This window comes from Streptomyces sp. NPDC001204, from assembly GCF_053598035.1.
The window spans coordinates 16,807-37,738 of the sequence record NZ_JBSFJL010000038.1 but is presented as its reverse complement, the minus strand read 5'-3'; the positions used below and the strand labels follow the sequence as shown (position 1 = coordinate 37,738).

18 protein-coding genes are annotated in these 20,932 nt (G+C 68.4%); 16 read left to right on the top strand and 2 right to left on the bottom strand.

Annotation, left to right across the window (positions count from 1 at the left end; all coding sequences use genetic code 11):
* Positions 1–57 precede the first annotated feature (57 nt).
* Positions 58–1,986 (bottom strand): DUF2264 domain-containing protein, encoded by a 1,929-nt coding sequence (locus tag ACWC91_RS35435; protein ID WP_450643380.1) that lies wholly within the window; start codon positions 1,984–1,986, stop codon positions 58–60.
* 310 nt (positions 1,987–2,296) lie between these two features.
* On the opposite strand from ACWC91_RS35435, the gene ACWC91_RS35430 reads away from it, so the two are divergent.
* From ACWC91_RS35430 to ACWC91_RS35355, 16 genes are all read left to right on the top strand, one after another.
* Positions 2,297–3,637 carry an ABC transporter substrate-binding protein gene (locus ACWC91_RS35430; RefSeq protein ID WP_450643379.1) on the top strand — a complete coding sequence of 447 codons (1,341 nt, stop codon included), beginning with the start codon at positions 2,297–2,299 and terminating at the stop codon, positions 3,635–3,637.
* The gene (locus ACWC91_RS35425; RefSeq protein ID WP_374113982.1) at positions 3,634–4,605 is read left to right on the top strand and encodes a carbohydrate ABC transporter permease; all 972 of its coding nucleotides are present in this window, start codon (positions 3,634–3,636) and stop codon (positions 4,603–4,605) included. Before ACWC91_RS35430 ends, ACWC91_RS35425 begins: the two co-directional genes overlap by 4 nt.
* Positions 4,602–5,483: a carbohydrate ABC transporter permease gene (locus ACWC91_RS35420; RefSeq protein WP_225077477.1), complete on the top strand. Its 882-nt coding sequence runs from the start codon at positions 4,602–4,604 to the stop codon at positions 5,481–5,483. The genes ACWC91_RS35425 and ACWC91_RS35420 overlap by 4 nt, the downstream gene beginning before the upstream one ends.
* 116 nt (positions 5,484–5,599) lie before the next feature.
* On the top strand, positions 5,600–6,583 hold the full coding sequence (locus ACWC91_RS35415) for a hydroxyacid dehydrogenase (protein ID WP_225077478.1): 984 nt from the start codon (positions 5,600–5,602) through the stop codon (positions 6,581–6,583).
* A gap of 259 nt (positions 6,584–6,842) precedes the next feature.
* Entirely contained in the window at positions 6,843–7,682 is an 840-nt protein-coding gene (locus ACWC91_RS35410) for an arylsulfotransferase family protein (RefSeq protein ID WP_450643376.1), read from the top strand.
* Positions 7,683–8,063: 381 nt separating this feature from the next.
* A complete protein-coding gene (locus tag ACWC91_RS35405) occupies positions 8,064–8,969 on the top strand; it encodes a LysR family transcriptional regulator (protein ID WP_141365204.1) in 906 nt (301 codons plus the stop codon).
* Between the two features lie 413 nt (positions 8,970–9,382).
* Positions 9,383–10,948 carry a 4-hydroxyphenylacetate 3-hydroxylase N-terminal domain-containing protein gene (locus ACWC91_RS35400; protein ID WP_281154399.1) on the top strand — a complete coding sequence of 522 codons (1,566 nt, stop codon included), beginning with the start codon at positions 9,383–9,385 and terminating at the stop codon, positions 10,946–10,948.
* A gap of 96 nt (positions 10,949–11,044) precedes the next feature.
* A complete protein-coding gene (locus ACWC91_RS35395; RefSeq protein ID WP_450643374.1) occupies positions 11,045–11,980 on the top strand; it encodes a VOC family protein in 936 nt (311 codons plus the stop codon).
* A complete protein-coding gene (locus tag ACWC91_RS35390; protein WP_281154398.1) occupies positions 11,977–12,729 on the top strand; it encodes an RraA family protein in 753 nt (250 codons plus the stop codon). The genes ACWC91_RS35395 and ACWC91_RS35390 overlap by 4 nt, the downstream gene beginning before the upstream one ends.
* Positions 12,730–12,732: 3 nt before the next feature.
* On the top strand, positions 12,733–13,155 hold the full coding sequence (locus ACWC91_RS35385; RefSeq protein WP_281154397.1) for a cupin domain-containing protein: 423 nt from the start codon (positions 12,733–12,735) through the stop codon (positions 13,153–13,155).
* Between the two features lie 54 nt (positions 13,156–13,209).
* Entirely contained in the window at positions 13,210–14,763 is a 1,554-nt protein-coding gene (locus tag ACWC91_RS35380; RefSeq protein ID WP_450726199.1) for an aldehyde dehydrogenase family protein, read from the top strand.
* A gap of 11 nt (positions 14,764–14,774) precedes the next feature.
* Positions 14,775–15,176: a RidA family protein gene (locus tag ACWC91_RS35375; protein ID WP_450643373.1), complete on the top strand. Its 402-nt coding sequence runs from the start codon at positions 14,775–14,777 to the stop codon at positions 15,174–15,176.
* 159 nt (positions 15,177–15,335) lie between these two features.
* Complete coding sequence (locus ACWC91_RS35370) at positions 15,336–16,715, top strand: purine-cytosine permease family protein (protein WP_281154395.1); 1,380 nt, start codon at positions 15,336–15,338, stop codon at positions 16,713–16,715.
* 94 nt (positions 16,716–16,809) lie between these two features.
* Entirely contained in the window at positions 16,810–17,409 is a 600-nt protein-coding gene (locus ACWC91_RS35365; protein WP_225077487.1) for a flavin reductase family protein, read from the top strand.
* Positions 17,406–18,665, top strand: coding sequence for an acyl-CoA dehydrogenase family protein (locus ACWC91_RS35360; protein ID WP_450643672.1), 1,260 nt, complete (start codon positions 17,406–17,408; stop codon positions 18,663–18,665). The genes ACWC91_RS35365 and ACWC91_RS35360 overlap by 4 nt, the downstream gene beginning before the upstream one ends.
* 1 nt (position 18,666) lies before the next feature.
* Positions 18,667–19,485: a fumarylacetoacetate hydrolase family protein gene (locus tag ACWC91_RS35355; RefSeq protein WP_225077489.1), complete on the top strand. Its 819-nt coding sequence runs from the start codon at positions 18,667–18,669 to the stop codon at positions 19,483–19,485.
* Between the two features lie 102 nt (positions 19,486–19,587).
* On the opposite strand, the gene ACWC91_RS35350 is transcribed toward ACWC91_RS35355, so the two are convergent.
* Positions 19,588–20,670, bottom strand: coding sequence for an MBL fold metallo-hydrolase (locus tag ACWC91_RS35350; RefSeq protein WP_450643673.1), 1,083 nt, complete (start codon positions 20,668–20,670; stop codon positions 19,588–19,590).
* Between the last annotated feature and the right edge of the window lie 262 nt (positions 20,671–20,932).

The following is a 20,932-nucleotide window of genomic DNA, read 5'->3' as shown; positions in this document are numbered from 1 at the left end:
TGACTCACCACGAGTCTAGCGTTCGATACATTACTGATCTATTGCTCATTAATTTGATCAGTCCTCGTCGGAGGTGACGGTCACCTCGTCCGCGCGGATGAGGGCCTCGCTGCGGCTGCCGTCCGGCCAGTGGACGTGCAGCCTGTGGCCCGTCGGGGCGGCCTCCACCGCGACCCGCGCGGCCGGCGGCTCGGTCCCGGCTCCGCTCAGCCGCACCGCCGCGACGAACAGGCACTCCTCCCCCGTGACCGCGCCGGTCAGCACCGGGACCGCCGCCGCGGGCCCGAACGCGGTGCCCGCAGGCACGGGTTCGGTCGTGGCGGCGTCCAGGCCGTGCAGGGCGACCGCCTCGGAGACCAGCGCGGACCCGGTGACCCGTACCCGTGCTCCGCCGCCGGTCACAGCCGTCTCCACCGCGCTCCCGGCCACGGCCCATCCCGTGTGCCGTACCCCGGTCCCGCCGGGGGCGCCGGTGACCAGGTGCGCGTGGATCTCCTCGACTCCGGCGGCGAGCACCAGGGAGGTGACGCCGACGCCCGGCAGTGCGGCCCCTCCGATGCGGGGCCGGTGGGCGGAGGCCGCCCAGCCGGGTCCCGTGCCGAGCGGGACGATCGGTCCGCGCTCGCTCGCCTCGCCGCCGTCCAGCAGCGCGAAGTGGTTGTCGGCGGGGCCCTCGAAGGCCGGTCCGGTGGCGGTGGAGTACGCCAGGCGCGCGTACAGCGGGTCGTCCGGCAGGACTTCGTCGGCCGGCTGGTTGTCGCTGCCGTGGTTGTGCACGCGTACGAGTCCGTCGGCGGCCGTGGACTGGATCAGCCAGCCCGCTCCGCGCACCGGGACCACGGCGTCGCCGCGCTCGGCCGGTGCGGGTTCCTCCACGGCCGTCCACACGGGGTGGCCGGGCGGCAGCAGCAGGCCGAGGAAGCCCTTGCTCGCCCAGTACGGCGAGGCGGGGCCCGAGTACGGCTGCACCAGCGCGGGGCAGGAACCGAACCAGCCGAGAGTGAGCAGGCCGTCGTCGTCCACGGCGTCGTGGTCGATGAAGTGGCGCAGGGTGCCGGAGGCCAGCCGTCGTGTGGTGCCCGGACTCAGCGGGGTGTGGCCGGTCAGGGCGCCGGCCCACGGTGCGGCGGCGGAGGCGAACCGGTAGATGAGCGAACGGCCTTGGTGCAGCGGGGCGCCATCGCCGCCGAAGGTGTGCGCGTACCGCCCGAGGTGGGCGGCGAGCCGGGTGCCGTAGCGGTCGAGCAGCCGCCTGTCGTCCGTCAGGTGGGCGTGCAGGACGGGGTAGAGGTGGAAGGCCCACCCGTTGTAGTGGTCGACGGCGCGCGGCCGTCCGTCGGTGTACCAGCCGTCGCCCAGGTACCACTGCTCGATCCTGGACAGCCCCTGGGCGACGGCGCGTTCGGCGGCCTCGGTGTGGTGTCCGGTCTCGGCGAGGAATCCGCCGACGGTGACCTGGAAGAGCCACCAGTTGTTGTCGACGGGGGTGTGGCGCAGTGCGCCCGCGAGCCAGTCGGCGGCGCGGGTGCGGGTCCGTGCGGGGAGGCGGTCCCACAGCCAGGGCCGGGTCAGACGGAGGGCGAGCGCGACGGAGGCCGCCTCCACCATGGCCTGTCCCCGGTCGGTGACCGCCGGCCAGGCGACCGGGTCGCGACCGGTCAGCTCCCTTTCCCCGGTGGGGCACCGCGTTCCCGCGGCCAGCCCCTCGGCGTACCGGTCGAGCAGTCGCAGCGGGTCCTGCCCGTCGGCGCCCGCGACGCGGAGGGCGGCCAGCAGGAAGGTGCGGGCGTAGCCCTCCAGCGCGTCCGACCGCGGGCCGGACCAGCTCGGGCGCGGGCCGGGCAGCGCGATCAGGGCGTGGCCGGGCCCGGCGTGCCGCAGCGCCGCGGTGAGCAGCCTGTCCGCCACGGCCTCCCAGTGGGCGCGAGTCCAGCCCGTGTACGGGCTGAGCGAGCGGTCCTCGGGTGGGAGGGACGTGCGCGGCATGGCGGGGCTCCTTGCTCGGGGTGCCGAATCTAGAAGTCACCCGATCGATCGTCAATGCAATCGATCGAATGATCTGAACAGGGGGTGTCCACACCTCACCAACGCCACGAATCCGCAGAATATCCAAGTTCCGCACCCCCTTCTTTCCTGATCATATTAGATCGTTCGATCGAAAGGTATTGACTTCGATCTGAAGCGTTCCCAAGATGTGCGGTACCCGGGCCCGACGGCCCCGGAGCCCGGCCGGCCTCGCCGCCGCCGGCTCCGCACCGGGCACACTTCACCCGTCCCGTCTCCCAGGAGCCGAGCCATGTCCGCTGCCCCCACCCGCAGTCGCACAGCCCTCCGCGCCGCCGCCGCGCTCACCGCCGCCGCGCTGTCCGCCACCCTCCTCGCCGCCTGCGGCAGCGACGACGACAGCCCGGCGTCCGGCTCGGGCAAGCCCGTCGACATCACGTTCTGGGGCTGGGCGAAGGGCACCCAGCAGGTGGTGGACGCCTTCAACGCCTCCCACAAGGACGTGCACGTCAGCTACGAGGAGATCCCCTCCGGTTCGGCCGGCGGCTACGCGAAGCTCTCCAACGCGGTCAAGGCCCACAACGCCCCCGACGTGTTCAACGTCGAGTACCCGCAGCTGCCGGACTTCGTCAGCCAGGGGGCCGTTCAGGACATCGGCAAGTACGTCGGCGCCGACCTGAAGGCGAAGTACCTGCCGCAGGCGGTGCAGCTGACCACTCTCGGCGGTGCCACGTACGCGCTGCCGCTGGACGCCGCCCCGCAGGCCTTCTACTACCGCAAGGACCTGTTCCACAAGGCGGGCATCGAAGTGCCCACGACCTGGGACGAGTTCCGCACGGCCGCCGAGAAGCTGAAGAAGGCGGAACCCGGCAGCCGTATCGCCACGTTCTTCCCCGACGACCCGACCACCTTCGAGGCGATGGCCTGGCAGGCGGGCGCCCAGTGGTTCGGCACCGCCGGGGACACCTGGCAGGTGAGCCTGGAGGCGCCCGAGACGAAGAAGGTCGCCGACTACTGGCAGAAGATGATCAACGACGACCTGGTCCGAGTCGAGCCCTCGTTCAGCCAGCAGTGGACCGCCTCGCTGCAGAAGGGCCAGACGGCCGGCTACCTGGGGGCGTCCTGGGGCGGCGGCGTGCTGAAGGGCACCCTTCCGAAGGACCAGGCCGGAAAGTGGGCCGTAGCCCCGCTGCCGTCCTGGAACGGCACCCCCGCGAGCGGCATGCTCGGCGGCACCACCTTCGCCGTCTCCAAGGACAGCAAGAAGGCGGAGGCAGCCGTCGAGTTCGCCACCTGGGCCACTACCACCGCCCAGGGCATCCAGGCCCGGATCTCCTCCGGCGACTCCTCCGCCTTCCCGGCCGACCCCGCGCTGGTGCCGGTGGCCGCGAAGGCGTTCAAGGCCGACTTCTACGGCGGGCAGGACATCTACGGCGTCTACAAGAGCGCCGCCGGGTCCATCGAGCAGAAGTGGACCTGGGGTCCGGCGATGGGCGTCACCAACAACTCCCTGAAGGACTCCTTCGGCAAGCTCTCCTCCGGATCCGGCACCATCGCCCAGGCCCTCGCGGCCGCACAGAAGGACACCGTCGCCGAGCTGAAGAACCGCGGTCTGAAGGTCTCCGCGCCGTGACCCCAACCGCTCCCACGGCCACCCGCACGGCCTCCGCCGCGCCCTCGCGTACCGCTGCCGTCCGGCGGCGGCGGTGCGGGGCGCCCGCCGTGCTGCTCGCGCCGTTCTTCGTGCTCTTCACTGGCGCCACGCTGGTGCCGGTCGGCTACGCCGTCTACCTCAGCCTCTACGCCGAGCACCGCTCGGGCCTCGGCTTCGGTGGCAGCGAGACCGTCTTCACGGGCCTCGGGAACTACACCCGGGCACTGGGCGACGCGGCCTTCCGCGGCGGCTTCCTCAACCTGGTGCAGTACTGCCTGCTCTACATCCCGCTGATGATGATCCTGGCGCTGGTGCTGGCCCTGCTGCTGGACTCCGCCCTGGTCAAGGCGCGCCGGTTCTTCCAGCTCGCCCTGTTCCTGCCGCACGCGGTGCCGGGCACCATCGCCACCCTGGTCTGGATCTACCTCTACACGCCCGGCATCAGCCCGGTGATCGGCGCCCTGGACTCGCTCGGCGCCCACGCCGACCTGCTGGGCCACCCGCTGCCGGCCGTCGTCAACATGGCGGTGTGGGAGTGGACCGGCTACAACATGGTGATCTTCTTCGCCGCGTTGCAGGCCATCCCGCGCGAGGTCCTGGAGGCCGCCGTGGTCGACGGTGCCGGGCCGCTGCGCACGGCGCTCAGCGTCAAGATCCCGCTGATCCGCTCCTCGCTCGCGGTCGTCGGCCTGTTCACCGTCATCGGCTCCCTCCAGTTGTTCACCGAGCCGATGATCCTGCACGGCACCACACCCAGCGTCGTCTCCACCTGGTCCCCCAACATGTACGCCTACACCGCGGCCTTCGAGCGGCACGACTACGGCCTGGCCGCCGCCTCCTCGGTCCTGCTGGCGCTGGCCGCCGCCGCGCTCTCCTTCGTCGTGACCCGGGCCACCCGCACCCGGGGCGAGGACCGGCCCCAGCCCGCCACGGAGGCCGCTGCATGACCACCGCCACCGCACAGCCCGGCGCCGCACGTGTGAAGGGCCGTCCCTGGTCGCTGTCCAGGGCCGCCGTCAACGGCGCCCTGGTACTGGCCACCGCCTACACCCTGCTGCCGCTCGCCTGGCTGCTCACCGCCGCCGCCAAGAACACCGGCGACCTGCTCGGCGGCCGTACCCTCACCCCTTCCACCTGGCACCTCGGCGCCAACCTCCACGCCCTGGCCACGGCCGGCGACGGCATCTACTTCCGCTGGTACGCCAACTCCCTGCTGTACGCCGGGATCGGCGCCCTGCTGTGCGCGCTCGTGTGCGTCTGCGCCGGGTACGCCTTCCACGTCTACAGCTTCCCCGGCAAGGAGAAGCTGTTCGGGCTCGTCCTGCTCGGCGTGCTGGTGCCCACCACCGCGCTCGCGCTGCCGATGTACCTGCTGGCCTCCAAGCTGGGCGTCGTCAACACCTTCTGGGCCGTGTTCGTCCCCAGCCTCGTCAATCCCTTCGGCGTCTACCTGGCGCGTGTCTTCTGCGCCGGATACGTACCGGGCGAAGTGCTGGAGGCCGCCCGTATGGACGGCGCCGGCGAGCTGCGGACGTTCTGGTCGGTCGGGCTGCGGATGGTGATGCCCGGACTCGTCACCGTCTTCCTGTTCCAGTTCACCGCCATCTGGAACAACTTCTTCCTGCCCCTGGTGATGCTCTCCGACAACCGGCTGTTCCCCCTCAGTCTCGGCCTGTACAGCTGGAACACCCAGACCCACGCCTTCCCCGAGTACTACCCGCTGGTCGTCACCGGCTCCCTGCTCGGCATCGTCCCGCTGGTCATCGCCTTCGTCGCCCTGCAGCGCCACTGGAAGGCCGGCCTGACCGCGGGAAGCGTCAAGTGACGTCCGCCCCCGCCACACCCGTACCGGAGAACCGAGTGTCCAACCCCCCGACCGCACCAGCCGCGTCGCCGAACCCGGCCGCCTCCGGACGGCGGCGTCCACGCACCCTGCTGGCCATGCACGCCGATCTCGCCGGCCGGCTGATCGACCGCGCCACCCTGGACCGGCTCACCACGCTCGCCGACCTCGACCCGGCCCTCGTCGTCGACGACTTCGGCGACCCGCGGGCCGCCGCCGCCCTGCGCGAGACCGAGGTCATCGTCAGCAGCTGGGGCTGCCCGCCGCTGGACGAGGACGTCCTCGCCAAGGCGCCCGCTCTGCGAGCCGTCATCCACGCCGCCGGATCGGTCAAGCACCACATCACCGACGCCTGCTGGCGGCGCGGGATCCAGGTCACCTCGGCGGCCTGGGCCAACGCCCTGCCCGTCGCCGAGTACACCGTGGCGGTGATCCTCCTCGCCAACAAGCAACTGCTGCGCATTCGGGACGACTACCGCGCCCGGCGCGGCGTCGAGCACGACTGGCTGGCCGCCTACCCTCACGTCGGGAACTACCGGCGTACGGTCGGCGTCGTCGGCGCCTCGCGCATCGGCCGTCGCGTCCTGGAACTCCTCCGCCCGCACGACCTCGACCTGCTCCTGCACGATCCCTACGTGGACGCGGCGGAGGCCCAACTCCTCGGCGCCCGCTCGGTGGAGCTGGACGAGCTGTGCGCGGCCAGCGACGTGGTCACCGTCCACGCCCCCGAACTCCCCGCCACCCGGCACCTCATCGACCGCCGCCGGCTCGCGCTGTTCCGCGACGACGCGACCTTGGTGAACACCTCCCGTGGCTCCCTCGTCGACCAGGACGCCCTGGTCGACGAACTCCTCACCGGCCGCCTGAACGCGGTTCTCGACGTCACGGTCCCCGAAGTCCTGCCCCCCGACTCCCCGTTGTACGACCTGCCCAACGTCCTCCTCACCCCGCACGTCGCCGGCTCCCTCGGCGGCGAACTCCACCGCATGGCGGCAGCCGCCGCGGACGAACTCGCCCGCTACACCGCCGGCCTCCCCTTCGCCCACCCCGTGCTCCACGAGGAGACCACCCGCTCGGCCTGACGAGCCGCGCCCCTCACGACCCGCCCCGGCCCGGCGCGCGGTTCCGTGCCGCCGCCGGGGAACCGTCGACAACTCAGGTGATCCGATCTGGTTCCGCCCACTGCCCTCCAACGAACCTGCAGAACGCCGACTTCAAGGTCCAGACGTATTACGACGGCCGTAGGGACCGGGGACAGCCGGTGCTGACCTGGTGGCAGGGCACCCTGGCGCTTCCCCCGGCGTACACGAACCTGCCGGCCGGGGCGCCGGAACCGGGCGGGTGCTACTGCATCTACGACACCCACTCGCCTTTCACATCAACTCGGTCGACGAGGGTCCTGACGGCCGGCTGCTGATCTCGGCCCGGAACATGTGGGCCATCTACGACGTCTCAAAGAAGTCCGGCAGGATCCGCTATCAGATCGGAGGAAAGAAAAGCGACTTCACCTTCGGTCCGAACGCGGACTTCTACTGGCAGCACGATGCCCGGTTCCGGCCGGGGAACCGGATCAGCATGTTCGACGACGGCTGGCTGCTGCGACTTGCCCGACGGCGCCCCGAACAGCGGTCGCACGGCTTGATCCTCGACCTCGACTTCCGCAGCCGTAAGGCGACCGTGCACCGCAGCTACTACCAGCCGCCGCTGGAGTCACCGACCCAGGGGAACACCCAGGCCCTTTTCAACGGCAACGAGTTCATCGGATGGGGCCCAGAGCCCGTACTACTCGGAGTACGCGGGTGCGGGGAACACCGGGGGCAGCGCCTCACGGAACCTGCTCTACGACGCGAGGCTGCCCGGCGCCGACATCTCGTACCGAGCGTTTCGGAACGAGTGGATCGGCATGCCGTACTACCCACCGAGCGCGGCCGCACGGTCCGCCGGCGGGCGCGCGTCGTCTACGCCTCCCGGAACGGCTCGACGCAGACCAGAGCATGGCGGGTGTTGGCCGGACGTACCCCCGGCTCCCTGTCGGTCGTCGCCCGACACGTCCCTCGGTCCGGATTCGAGACCGCCGTCACGACGAACGACCGCGGGCCGTACTTCCAGGTAAAGGCGCTGGACAGTCGGGGCAAGGTCCTTCGGTCCTCCCCCGTCGTGACTCTCTCCAGGCGACGCTAGCCAGCGCTTCGTCACCGATGAGAACCTGCGGTGGCTCCGCACTCCCAAGGGACGGTCGAGAACTGCCCCGACCCGTGAACGCGGATCCGTGCCGCTGCCACACCCGAGGTGGCCCACCGGCTGAGGCTCGGCGGCACTGAGCCGTGCCCGTTCCTCTTCCTGCCCGGCACCGGAATTCGTTCGGCGGTGAATGGGATGGCGGCTGTTCAATAACGGCGGCGGTCGGACCGGCCCGGGCCGCTTCGGCCCGCGGCACGCCGTAGCGGGCCGGATCGACCTGAACGTAAGAACGCCGCTCCCACAACTTCGTACGACCACACCCTCCCCCAAGCCGGTTGCTCATCTGTTGACATTCCGCAGAAGTCGTGACATCCAGAGGGCATGGATTTTCGCCAACTCGAGTACTTCGAAGCCGTCGTCGAGGCCGGCTCGGTTTCACAGGCCGCCAAGAATCTGCACATGACGCAGCCGCCGCTGAGTCACGCCATCGCGAAGCTGGAGCGCGAGCTCGGAGTGAGCCTCCTCGAGCGAACCGCGAAAGGCGTGCACCCCACCCAGGCGGGCCTTCACCTCCTCTCCAGGGGCGAACGTCTGATAGCGGACCGGAACCGAGTCGTGGAGACGCTGAAATTGATGGGAGGGGGCGCAATCGGCGATCTGCACATCGGCGTGGAACCCATGGTCATCAACGAAATCATCGCGGACGTACTGGCGGAGTTCCTCGATCAGGCCCCCAAGGCGCGCGTCACACTGGCCGATGTCACTCCCGACCTCATTGTTCAGGGTGTTCTGTCCGGCGATCTGGACATGGGCTGCGTCCCGTTCGGGTCCACGCAATTCGCCAGATTCGTCGCCGAGGGCTGTGACTGGTGCCCCATCATCGACATCAATGTCAAGCTCGCCGTGCCAAGGTATCGCGCCATGGAATCCCGTCCTGACGGCAAGGGCTGGGGCCGGTGGATCCTGCCGTCCCGGCTTTCCGCGTTCTGGGGTATGCCGGACGCCGCGGAGAAAGCCTTGTCGGGTGACGACTCCTTCGAGGTCATCGAGGTTTCCACGCCACAGACGGCAGTGGCCTTCGTTGCCGCCGGGCTGGGTGTCGCGCTCGTGACCGAGCGCATTGCCGGATCGAGTGATTCGGTGGCGCTTCTCGACCCCCCGGAATGGCTCCGGTCCATGCAGGCGACCCTGCTGTGGAAGCGCGGAGGAGAGATTACCCCACTCATGGATCGCTGGCTGCAGGCCACTCGGACCGTTGCCGAGCATCGCCGCGCGCTCGGGCGGTGAGAGCAGCCATACGCGGAACTATGCACCCTCCTGCTGCGCCCTATATGGAAAGGGTGGGTGAAATCAAGAGCACACTCCTGTGATCGACCGCCAAATCCTTGTGATGTGCGTCACATTCGAACCGGTATCCACTCCGCTGCGGAACGCGCGCCAACGCTTGAAATGCCTGCTCAGAGGCAGTTTCCGGCTCGAGTGCCGATCGGACCGGAGATCGGTGGCCGACGCACTCGAGCGTCGTTGGGCCCTTCCGCTTTCTATTGCCCGTGCCGTGCGGCCGTGTCAGTCTTCCCGGCAATTCGACGGCGCGGGCCGTATCGATGAGAGAAAACGTCTCGTGCGATTGCTGCCCGCGCCTTGACTGCACGAACCGATGGCTCGGCCCGGTTCCGTGAACGACAAGAAGGGGCCGGTCAATGACGGCGGGAAACGCGAATCAGTCGGCACAGAGCCCTGCCGGCCGTGAGTATCTCCCCTTTACCGGAGATGAATATCTCGAAAGCCTCAACGACGGCCGCGAGGTCTGGATCTACGGGGAGCGGGTGAAGAATGTCGCCGAACACCCCGCCTTCCGCAACTCCGCTCGCATGATCGCTCGCATGTACGACGCTCTGCACGACCCCGCGCGCAAGGACATCCTCACCGCGCCCACGGAGTGGGGAGGCTTCACCCACCGCTTCTACCAGGCCCCCAAGAGCGTCGAGGAGCAGGTGGCCGCCCGGGACGCCATCGCCGAGTGGCAGCGGATCACCTGGGGCTGGATGGGCCGCTCTCCCGACTACAAGGGCTGTTTCCTCGGCACTCTCGGCGCCAACGCCGAGTTCTACCGGGGCTTCGAGGACAACGCGCGCAACTGGTACCGCAAGGCCCAGGAGAAGACCTGGTACATCAACCACGCCATCATGAACCCGCCGGTCGACCGCGGCCTCGGGCCGGACGCGGGCAAGGACGTGTTCATCCGGGTCACCAAGGAGACCGACGCCGGCTTCTACGTCACCGGCGCCAAGGTGGTGGCCACCGGGTCCGCCCTGACGCACCACACCTTCGTCGGTCACGTGGGCCAGGTCGCCGTGCAGGACCCGGCCTTCTCCCCGGTGTTCATCACGCCCACCAACGCTCCCGGCGTGAAGCTGCTCTGCCGCACCTCGAACGAGTACCGCGCCTCGGTGCTGGGCAGCCCGTTCGACTACCCGCTGTCGAGCCGACTGGACGAGAACGACGCGATCCTGGTCCTCGACAACGTGTTCATCCCGTGGGAGAACGCGTTCATCTACAACGACCTGGAACAGGCGAACAAGTACAACATCCACTCGGGCTACCTGGAGCGCGCCTCCCTGCACGGGTGCACCCGGTTCGCCGTCAAGATGGACTTCCTCGTCGGCATGCTGTCCCGCGCCCTCGATGTCACCGGGGCCGGCTCGTTCCACGGCGTCATGTCCCAGCTCGGCGAGGTCATCGCCTGGCGCAACACCTTCTGGGCGCTGTCGGACGCGATGGCGAAGAGCGCGGTGCCGTGGAAGGGCGGCATGATCCAGCCCGACCCGCAGTTCGCCGGCGCCTACCGCGTGATGAACCAGCTGGCCATGCCGAAGATCAAGAACATCATCGAGCAGGTCGTGGCCAGCGGACTGATCTACCTCAACTCCCACGCCAACGACTTCAAGACCGCGGAGATCCGGGGCTATCTGGACACCTACCTGCGCGGTACCGGGGGCATCGACGCCGAGGAGCGCGTCAAGGTCATGAAGATGCTCTGGGACTCCATCGGTACGGAGTTCGGAGCCCGTCACGAGCTGTACGAGATCAACTACATCGGCAGCAACGACGTGACGCGTCAGACCAACCTGTTCGGCGCACGGGGCAGCGGTCTGCTCGACTACTGCAAGGAATTCGCGCAGAGCGCCATGGACGAGTACGACCTGGACGGCTGGACGGTTCCGGACCTGCGCAATCCCGACGACGTCAGCATTCTCAAGGGCTGACGGCCCCGTGCGGCTCCCTGCCGAGAGGGAGCCCCGGCCATTCGGCGGCGCCCGAGCGTACTCGTCGCCGTGCTCTCACCCACCCCAGGAGGACCCGTGGCTACGGCTATTGATGCTGCCCAAGTCACCTACGAGGCACCGGATCTCGAGGTGATGGAGAAGTTCCTGACAGCCTTCGGCATGGTGCCGGCCGAGGGCAGCGACGACCGGACCCTGTACATGCGGGGAACGGGCACCCAGCATCACATCCATGTGACCCGCAAGGGCGACAGACAACGCTTCGTCGGCGCATCGATCGAAGTCGCCACCTACGACGACCTCGTCGAGCTCGCCGCGATGCCGGGGTCGTCCCCGGTCCGCGAGTCGACGGAGCCCGGCGGCGGCCACGAGGTCGCGATGACCACGCCCGACGGCTTCGAGATCCGGGCGGTCTCGGGCCGGCGCAAGGCCGAACCGATCCCGGACCGGGAACCCTTCGCGATGAACAACATCCGCGACAAGAACCGGGTGAACGCCGCCGTCCGCCAGCCCGTCGCGCCGTGCACCATCGCCCGCCTGGGTCACTTCGTGCTTCATGTGAAGAACCACGACGAGACCATGGCCTGGCTCAACGAACGCTTCAACTTCCTTCCCTCCGACTACTTCGTCCCGCCGGGCGAGGAGGGGCCTGTCGTCGGCACCTTCGTCCGGCTGGACCTGGGCGAGCAGCTCGTGGACCACCACTTCATGCTCGTCCTGCAGTCGGACTGGGCGGGAATCCACCACAGCGCGTTCGAGGTCACCGACATGGACGCCGTCATGTCGTCGCACGACTACCTCATCCAGCAGGGATACTCCCTCGACGTCGGAGTCGGCCGCCACCTGCTCGGCAGCCAGATCTTCGACTACTGGAAGGACCCCTTCGGCTTCCGCATCGAGCACTACACCGACGGCGACGTCGTCGACCGCACCCACCGGCCGACCAAGTTCAACGGCACCGCCAGTGACACCACCCAGTGGGGGAACCGCCCGCCCCTGGAGTTCTTCCAGTGACCGCCGCAGCGAGCGCGGACCTCGCCGGACCACTGCCCGAGCCGGTCCGGGCGCAGCTGACGCGGGCGGGCTCGGCCACCGTGGCCAACATGCTGCTCCGGCGCGGCCTGAGGAACGTGATCATGGCCGGGGTGCGGCCGCTGGCGGCCGGCCAGCAGGCGCTGGTGGGCCCGGCCTACACCCTGCGGTTCATCCCCGCACGCGAGGATCTCGACAGCCTCGCCACCTACTCGAGCAGCGACAACCTGCACCGGCGGGCGATCGAGGAGTGCCCGCCCGGCGCGGTGCTCGTGATCGACGCGTTCGGCTGCACGGCTGCCGCGTCCATGGGCGACATGATGGCGGCGCGCCTGAAGCACCGCGGTGTGTCCGGCGTGGTCACCGACGGCGGCTACCGGGACTCGGAGGCCATCAAGGGGACGGGCCTGCCGTGCTACCAGCGGGACAACGCGCCCCGGGCGACCCCCATCGCCCTGCATCCGGTCGCTCTCGACGAACCCGTCGGGTGCGGCGGAGTGGCGGTCTACCCCGGCGATGTGCTGCTCGGTGACGGCGACGGCGTCGTGGTCATTCCCCGTGAACTGGCTCCGGAGGTCGCCGCGCAAGCCGCCGACGCCACCGCGTACGAGGAGTTCGCGGCTCGTGAACTCGAGCGGGGCCGGCCCCTCTTCGGCCTGTTTCCCGCCACACCCGAGAGCCGCCAGGAATACGAGACGTGGGTGGCAGCAGGCCGCCCCGGATGGGAGTGAACAGTGGACATCAACCCCGCGACCATGAAGTCGCTCGAGGTCCTGATCCATGCCGCCGACCTCAAGGACGAGGACTGGATCGACTATCCCGACTACGGGTTCCGTCAGTACTTCCTCTACAAGAACCCCGACACCGGCGCCAGCATCGCCCTCCTCGAGTACCAGCGGGGCGGCACCATCCCGACCAAGCACACGCACGCCTCGAACCAGTTCATGTACTGCCTCGAGGGCGACTACGAGTACACCGACTCCGGTCTCCGGCTGCGTCCCGGGTCGTTCTACATGAACCCGAAGGACCATCCGCACGGTCCGACTCTGGCGCACGAGCGCAGCGTGCTGATCGAGATCTACGACGGCCCGCACTACTACGAGAAGCCCGAATACCACACGGACGAAACGATCGGCGACTTCCTTGCCAAGGGGTGAGGTGCGGACCCGTCCGACGTATTCCTGCCGAACTCGCGACGTTGATGGAAGGCGATGATGAACGAAACCACCAAGACTCTGTTCGACGCCGGCAAGGTGCTGGCTGAATTCGGCCTGGACCAGGTGCACTCCGGCACCTACGCGGACTCGCTCGGCTGGGGAGCCGTCGAGTTCCGCCCGGTCATCGAGGCGCAGTGTCCCGCAGACGGCGAGGTCGTGGGCCGGATCGCGGCCTCGGACGCACAGGACTACGAGACGCTCGTGGCCGCCGCCGTCGAGACACAGAAGAAGTGGCGGATGGTACCGCCGCCGCGGCGTGGTGAATTCGTGCGCCGGATCGGCCAGTTGATCGAGGAGAATCTGGAAGGTCTGGCCGCTGTCGTCTCGCTGGACACCGGCAAGTCGACGATGGAGGCCAAGGGCGAGCTCCGCGAGGCAGTCGACATGTCGACGCTGGCCGCCGGCCAGGCGCGGATGATGTACGGCTTCACCCAGCAGTCCCAGCGTGCCGAGCACCGCATGTACGACCAGTGGCTGCCGCTGGGCGTCGTCGGGCTGATCAGCGCGTACAACTTCCCGGCCGCCGTCTGGGCGCAGAACGGGTTCCTCTCCGCGATCGCCGGCAACACGGTGATCTGGAAGCCGAGCCCCAAGGTGCCGTTGACCGCCATCGCCGTGCAGAAGCTGGTCAACAGGGCGGCGGCGGAGATGGGTTGCGAGGGGGTGTTCTCCCTGTTCATCCCCGACGACAACGCCGTCGCCGAGAGGATGGTCTCCGACACCCGTGTCGCCATGATCTCGTTCACCGGTTCCACGCCGGTGGGGCGCAAGGTCGCCGAGATCGTCGGCTCGACGCTGGGCCGCCGGTACCAGTTGGAGTGCTCGGGCAACAACGGCTGCATCGTCGACGAGACCGCCGACCTGGAACTCGCCGCCAAGGCACTGACATTCGGCGTGGTCGGCACGACCGGACAGCGCTGCACGAGCACCCGCCGTGTCATCGCGCACGCGAGCATCGCGGACGAGTTGGTCGAGCTGCTGAAGAAGGCTTTCGACCAGATCTCCATCGGCGACCCGCGCGACCCGGACACCGTGGTCGGCCCGCTGATCGACCAGCGTGCGGTGGAGGACTACAAGCAGGTCCTCGCCCGTGCCGAACGTCAGGGCGCCACCGTGGCGTACGGCGGCAACGTGATCGACCGCCCGGGCTTGTACGTCGAGCCGGCCATCGTCACAGGTGTCGAACCGCACTTCGAGATCGCCCAGTCGGAGACCTTCGTGCCCATCGTCTCCGTGCTGACCTACGACGATCTCGAGGAGGCCATCGAGATCCACAACGGTGTCGCCCAGGGTCTCGCCTCGGGCATGCACAGCACGAACCTGACCAACATCGAAACGTTCCTGTCGGCTCGGGGCAGTGACTGCGGAATCGTGCGCGTCAACATGGGCACGACGGGTGCCGACGTCGGTTCCGCCTTCGGCGGCGAAAAGGAGACCGGCGGTGGTCGTACAGCCGGTTCGGACGCCTGGAAGGGATTCATGCGCCGTCAGAGTGTATGCGTGAACTGGGGCGGAACGTCCGCGTGGGACAACCGCATCGACCTCTGAGGACAACAGCGATGAAGAAGCAGCGTATCTACTCCGCCGCCGTGCGGGAGCCGGCGGACAAGATGTGGTCGAACTGCCTGAGGATCGACGAACTCATCATGGTCTCCGGAATGACCGCCCGCGGGCAGGACAGGGAGACCGTCCTCGGCGAGACCTCCTACGAACAGGCCAAGGTCGTCTTCCAGAAGATCAAGGACCTGGTCGAGGCGGCCGGCGCGGTCATGGACGACATCGTCAAAATGACCATCTACGTCACGGACATCGGTGACAACGCCGACGTGTGGAAGGCCCGTCAGGAGTTCTTCTCCGGCGACTTCCCCGCCTGCACGCTGGTCGAGGTCTCCGCCCTCGCCAAGCCGGAGATCCTCCTCGAAATCGAGGCCATCGCCGTAGCGGGTTGCAGCGCGGACTGATCCCTCGCGGCCACATCGGGCGGGTCCGGTCATGGAAGTTCCGCCGCAGGCGCCGCATTTCTCACAAGGACAGGAACCACCGTGTCTTCATACACCAGGAATCCCAGACCGGCTGATTCGGCACTGGCGGCCGCGGCGGAAGACCATGCCCTGGTCAGCGTGCCGTTGGCAGAGCGCAGGAGCGGCTACCAACTCGCCCTCAGCCCGGTCAGCGTCGCCACCGCCCTCGTCGTCTTCGCCATCGCCGGCTTCACCGTGGTACTCGCCGGCTTCACCGTGGGCCTGATCGTCGGTGTCCTCGTCGCGGCCTTCGCGGTGGGCCTCGGCAAGGCCCTGGGGCGGATGGCCTTCGAAACCGGTATGTCGAGCACCATCACCTCCCGGTTCTTCGGGTTCGGCTTCAAGGGCTCGGCGATCGGCTCGATCGTCTTCGCGTTCATGATTCTCGGCTTCCTCGCCGTCGAGGCCGCCCTCCTCTACCAGGGCACGCTGTTGATGTTCGGCCTGCCCGATTCGTGGGGATGGCGCATCCTGATCTACGGCTGCATGACGCTGCTGTGGATCGGGCTCGCCATCTTCGGCATCAAACTCGCCCTGCGCGCCACCGGCGTCCTGATCGCCGTCACGCTGCTCGTCACGATCTACATGATCGTGGACATCTATGTGATCCAGGGCGCCGACCCCATGGACGTCTTCGCCTACGCGGGAGTCGTTCCCGGAGGCCTGTGGCCGCGATTCGAGTCCGCGGTCTCGGTCATGGGCGCCACGGCGGGAACCATCGCCCTGGTCACGACGGACTTCGCGCGTTACTGCCGCACGCGGCGCGACGTGACGGTCCTGGCCGTGGCCGGCCCGGTCACCCAGAACATCGTCATGACCATCCTGGGCTCCCTCGTCGTGATCGGCGGCATGCCCCAGGTCATCGGCTACCTGATGGCCCACAACAAGGGCATGAGCCCGGAGACGGCCGGTGCCGCGGGCAACGCGTTCGTCATGCAGAACACGGGTGCCTTCTTCGTCATCTTCGCGGGCTGGATGGGCTTCGTCACCATCTACGCGGCCCAGGCCAAGGCGCAGGCGATCAACGCCTACTCCGGATCGCTCTCGCTGGTCAACCTGATCGACTCCCTCACCGGCAGAAAGCCGGGCCGGGCGGCGATGGTCGTCGTCGGCAACATCATCGCCCTGGTGATGATCGCCGCCGGAATCCTGGAGAAGTTCACCCAGTACCTGGCGTACCTGGGCGCCATGACGCTCGGCATGTGCGGTGTGATGATCGCGGACTACTACCTGGTGCGCCGGGCGCGGTTCGACAGCGCGACCCACCGGGTCGAGAAGTGGAACTGGGCCGGAGTCGTCACGCTGGTCCTGTCCGCCGCGGTCGGCATCGTCCTGATGGCCACCGACGTCTTCGCCCTCGGTTTCCTGGTGTCCTTCGTGCTGGCGCTCGCCGTCTACCCGATGCTGCGGAACTGGCTGCCCGAAGGCACCGGCACCACGTTCGTCGCGGGCGAGGAAGCCCTCGAAGAGGCCCATTGACCCCGCAGCCGGCAGCCACGGCACGTGGCTGCCGGCCCCCCTACCCCGGCCCTGTCCCAGGACGGGACCCACGATTCATCCAGGAGGCTTCGGGATGACCGAGATCATGTGGGACTCGGAGATCTATGAGAAAGCCGCTGACGCCAGGACACTCGCGTCGAGCGCGGCGGTACCACCGCTCGCCGATCCTCGTCAGCTGCGCAACACGCTGGGGAACTTCGCCACCGGAGTCGTCGTCCTCACCTATCAGTCCGGCGACAGCTACTACGGGGTCACCGTCAACTCCTTCACCTCGGTGTCCCTGGACCCACCCCTGGTGCTCGTCTCCATGCAGCGGACCTCGCGCGCACTGACCTACCTGCTCGAGCGGCCCTTCGCGGTCAACGTGCTCGGGGACAACCAACTCGCCACCGCGCTGCAGTTCGCGGGCAAGCCGCAGGACACCCACCGCATCGAGTGGGTCGGCGACGACGTGGCGCCACGGATCAACGGCTCGCTGGCGTACTTCCAGTGCACGCCGTGGGCGGGGTACGACGGCGGCGACCACGTCCTCGTGCTCGGGCGTGTGCTGTCCTACGGCCAGCAGGACGACACCCGGCCCCTGCTCTTCTACCGCGGTCAGTGGGGCGCTCTGGCCGAGAACGCCGAGCGCAGCGCCGGTGAGGGCGCACAGTCCGAGAGGGGCCGACGATGACGGTCGATACGCAGGTGAACGAGGAAACGGGCAGACTGCTCGCGGAATTGACGGACATCTACCCACTCCTGCAGAGCGAGGCCGAGGACAGCGAGCGTCTGCGGCGGCCGACACCGGTGGTACAGGACGCACTTCGCGGCAGCGGCGTCTTCAAGCTGATGGTACCGGCCGAACTCGGTGGCCTGGAGGCTTCCCCCCTGCAGATCCTGGAGGTGATCGAGAAGCTGTCGCACGCCGACGCATCGCTGGGATGGCTGGTGCGCGCCCTGACGAGTGAAACGGCGGCAGCGGCCGCCTACTTGAGTGACGAGGCGGTCGGCGAACTCTTCGCCGACGACACGTACCCGCTGGTGGCGGGACAGTCGACCGCCTTCACCGGCCGCGCCGTACGGGAAGACGGCGGCTACCGGGTGAGCGGTGTCTGGAAGTTCGCCCCAGGGGTGTCGATGGCCACCCACCTCAATCTGGCGGTGACGGTCGAAGGGACGGGAGAGCGGCTGGTCTGCCTTGTTCCCCGGACGGCCATGCGGATCAGTGACAACTGGGACATGCTGGGGCTGCGCGCGACCGCGAGCCTCGACTACCGGGCCGAGGAGGTACGGGTCGAGGACAAGTACGTCTTCGGCATCGGCCCGGAGAACGCCCGACGAGGCCGTTGCATGAGCCGGGTGAGCCCTGCCCTGCTGGCCGGCCTGCACCAGGCGGCCTGGTCCCAGGGTGTCGGACGGCGCATGCTCGACGAGCTGCGCGACCTGACCCGGCGCAAGGACCCTTCCGAGGGCTCCCCGGTCACCAGTGACGAGTTCTTCGCGGAGTTCGCACGTCACTTCTCGCATGTCCGGGGCACGGTGGCCCTGCTGCGTGAGACCTGGCGCGACAACGAGTCGACGCTCGCGACGGGAGCTCAGCTGAACGACGAGCAGGAGACGATGTCGCGGCTCGCCTGCAGCCTGGCCACCCGGACGGCGCTGGAGATCAGTCAGCTCGTGCACCGTTTCGCGGGCGCGCAGGTCATGCGGAACGGCACGTTGCAGCGGTTCTTCCGCGACAGCCACGCCGGAAGCCAGCACCGGGGCTCCTCGCACATAGTGACGCAGAAGTGCGGCCGGATGCTGTCGGGCACCCTGCCCGCCGGGTCGCACTGGGGGTTCTTCGATCTGGTGATTCCCGAGCCGGCGGCCGTCGGCGTCTGGGGCATCGGACCGAGCGCGAGTTCCGGCGCGGGCAAGGGCGTCGGCGCAACAGGAAAGGAATGAAGTGAGACTGGCAACCGTGCGCACCCGCCAGGGGACATGCGCAGCTCGCCTGGACGGTGATGAGTTCACCGAACTCCCCGGTCATGCCGACGTCGGTTCCCTGCTGGCGGACGAGGACTGGCAGCGGATCGCGAGGAACGCCACCGGGCGCCGGCACCGCAGGGGCGACGTCGATGTGCGGACCGTCGTACCGCGTCCGTCGAAGGTGCTGTGCGCCGGCCTCAACTACACGAGCCACATTCAGGAAATGGGCCGCGAACTTCCGGCCCATCCCACCCTCTTCGCGAAGTTCGCCGACACCTTGACCGGCCCCGCTGACGCGGTGCCGGCCGTGGTGGAGGATCCGATGATGGACTGGGAGGGAGAGCTCGCCGTCGTCATCGGACGGACCGCGTACAAGGTGCGTGAGGAAGAGGCGGGCCAGTACATCGCCGGTTTCACCGTGGCCAACGACATCTCCATGCGGGGATGGCAGTACCGCACGACGGAGTGGCTGCAGGGCAAGATCTGGGCACGTTCCACTCCGGTCGGCCCGGTCCTGACCACGCCCGACGAGTTCGATCCCGCAACCGCCGTTCTCCGCACCACTCTCAACGGCACCCCGGTCCAGGAGCACAGGATCGCGGACCTGTTGTTCACTCCGGCTCACTTGGTCGCGTACGTGTCGACCATGGTGCCCCTGCACCCCGGAGACCTGATTCTCACCGGCACCCCCGGTGGAGTGGGGAGGGCTCGCACGCCGCAGAGGTATCTGAAGCCCGGGGACCTGGTCGAGGTGACCATCGACGGTATCGGCACGGTGTCCACCCCGATCATCTGAGCCCCTGTGTCGCCCGGCCCGGTGCGCCCGATCAGCGGTCGCACCGGGCCGGGCCTTATGAGTCGGAAGTCGTGGGCCGGCCGATGACCTCGGCAGGCCGGGTCAGGCCAGCTTGATCCGCTGAAGGTCCTCGCCGACGATCACCTTGCCGCCGTACCCCCGCTGTGCCCACTTCTTCCACTTCCGGGCGTCGATCGGGTTGTGGGCGACCTCGGAGATGTGCGAGAGCACGAGCATGTCGACCTCGGCCCGCTGTGCGATCGGACCGACCTTCTGTACTTCGACGTGGGATTGCAGCAAGTGGTCCACGAAGACCGCCGGGGCGTCGAGCCCCTCGACGCTGATCGCCTCGTGGACCAGCACGTCCGAGCCCTTGGCCAGGGCGATCAGATTGTCGCTGTACGTCGTGTCGCCGGAGAAGGTGACCGACCCGTGGTCGGTGTCGAAGCGGAAGGCGAAGGAGGGGAACACCGGTCCGTGCGGCACCAGGATCGCGGAGACCTTGACGCGGTCGTCCTCCATCACGACGAACGGCTTCATCGCGGGCGCGGTGTTCTCGTATGTGGCACCGACCCTTGGAAGCTCGATCTCGTGCACATCGGCAAGGGCCCGGATGTCCTGGATACCCATGTCGCGCAGGAAGACGTTCGTGCTGTAGGCGTACGCCGCGTGGCAGTCGTCGGTCAGTGCCTTCAGGCCCGGCGTCGGACTGTCCGGGTTGACCGTGGGTGCCTGTCCCCCACCGAACTTCGGCGGGAGCCCGCCGGCCGGTCCGGGACCGTAGACGGGGACGGGGCGGGTGAGGTTGTCGTGCTCCTGGTTGGGGACGCTGCCACCGAGCAGGAAGAAGTTGTAGTAGTCGGCAACGTGGTCGGCGTGGAGATGCGTGATGAAAATACCGCTCAGGGACGCCAGCGTGAGGCCGGACCGCACGTACTGGGTGGCGGCCGAGCGCCCGCAGTCGATCACGTACGTCGCGCCGTCGACGACGAGCGCGGTGGAGATCCCAGCTCGCAGCGGGTCCACCGGAGGACCCGCCTTGGTGCCCAGCAGCACCAGTTCGAGCGCACTCGGCGAGCTCTTGCCGGGCCCCCGGCCCGAGGACTCGGTACGGGTTTCCGCTGCTGCCGCTGTCGCGCCGGGGAGGCTGAGGACCACCGGAGAGATACCGAGGGCGGTCAGCACGGAGCGCCGAGCGACCCCGCTTCCGGCATCGGCAGGAGATTCAGGACCGCACAGGTTGCACATGATCATCCGCCTTGGTGTGGAGTGGGCTGGTGGAGGTTGTGGACTGCCATTGACAGAGCGCAATATGAGCGTTGCGCGATTGCAGTGGCCGGAAGCACTCATTCGCCGAGCACCGATCCGGATCCGAAACAGCCTGCGGCGTCGAATTGTCGGGAAGACTCGCATGACCGTTTGACGCAGAGCAATAGGTGCCAGAAGC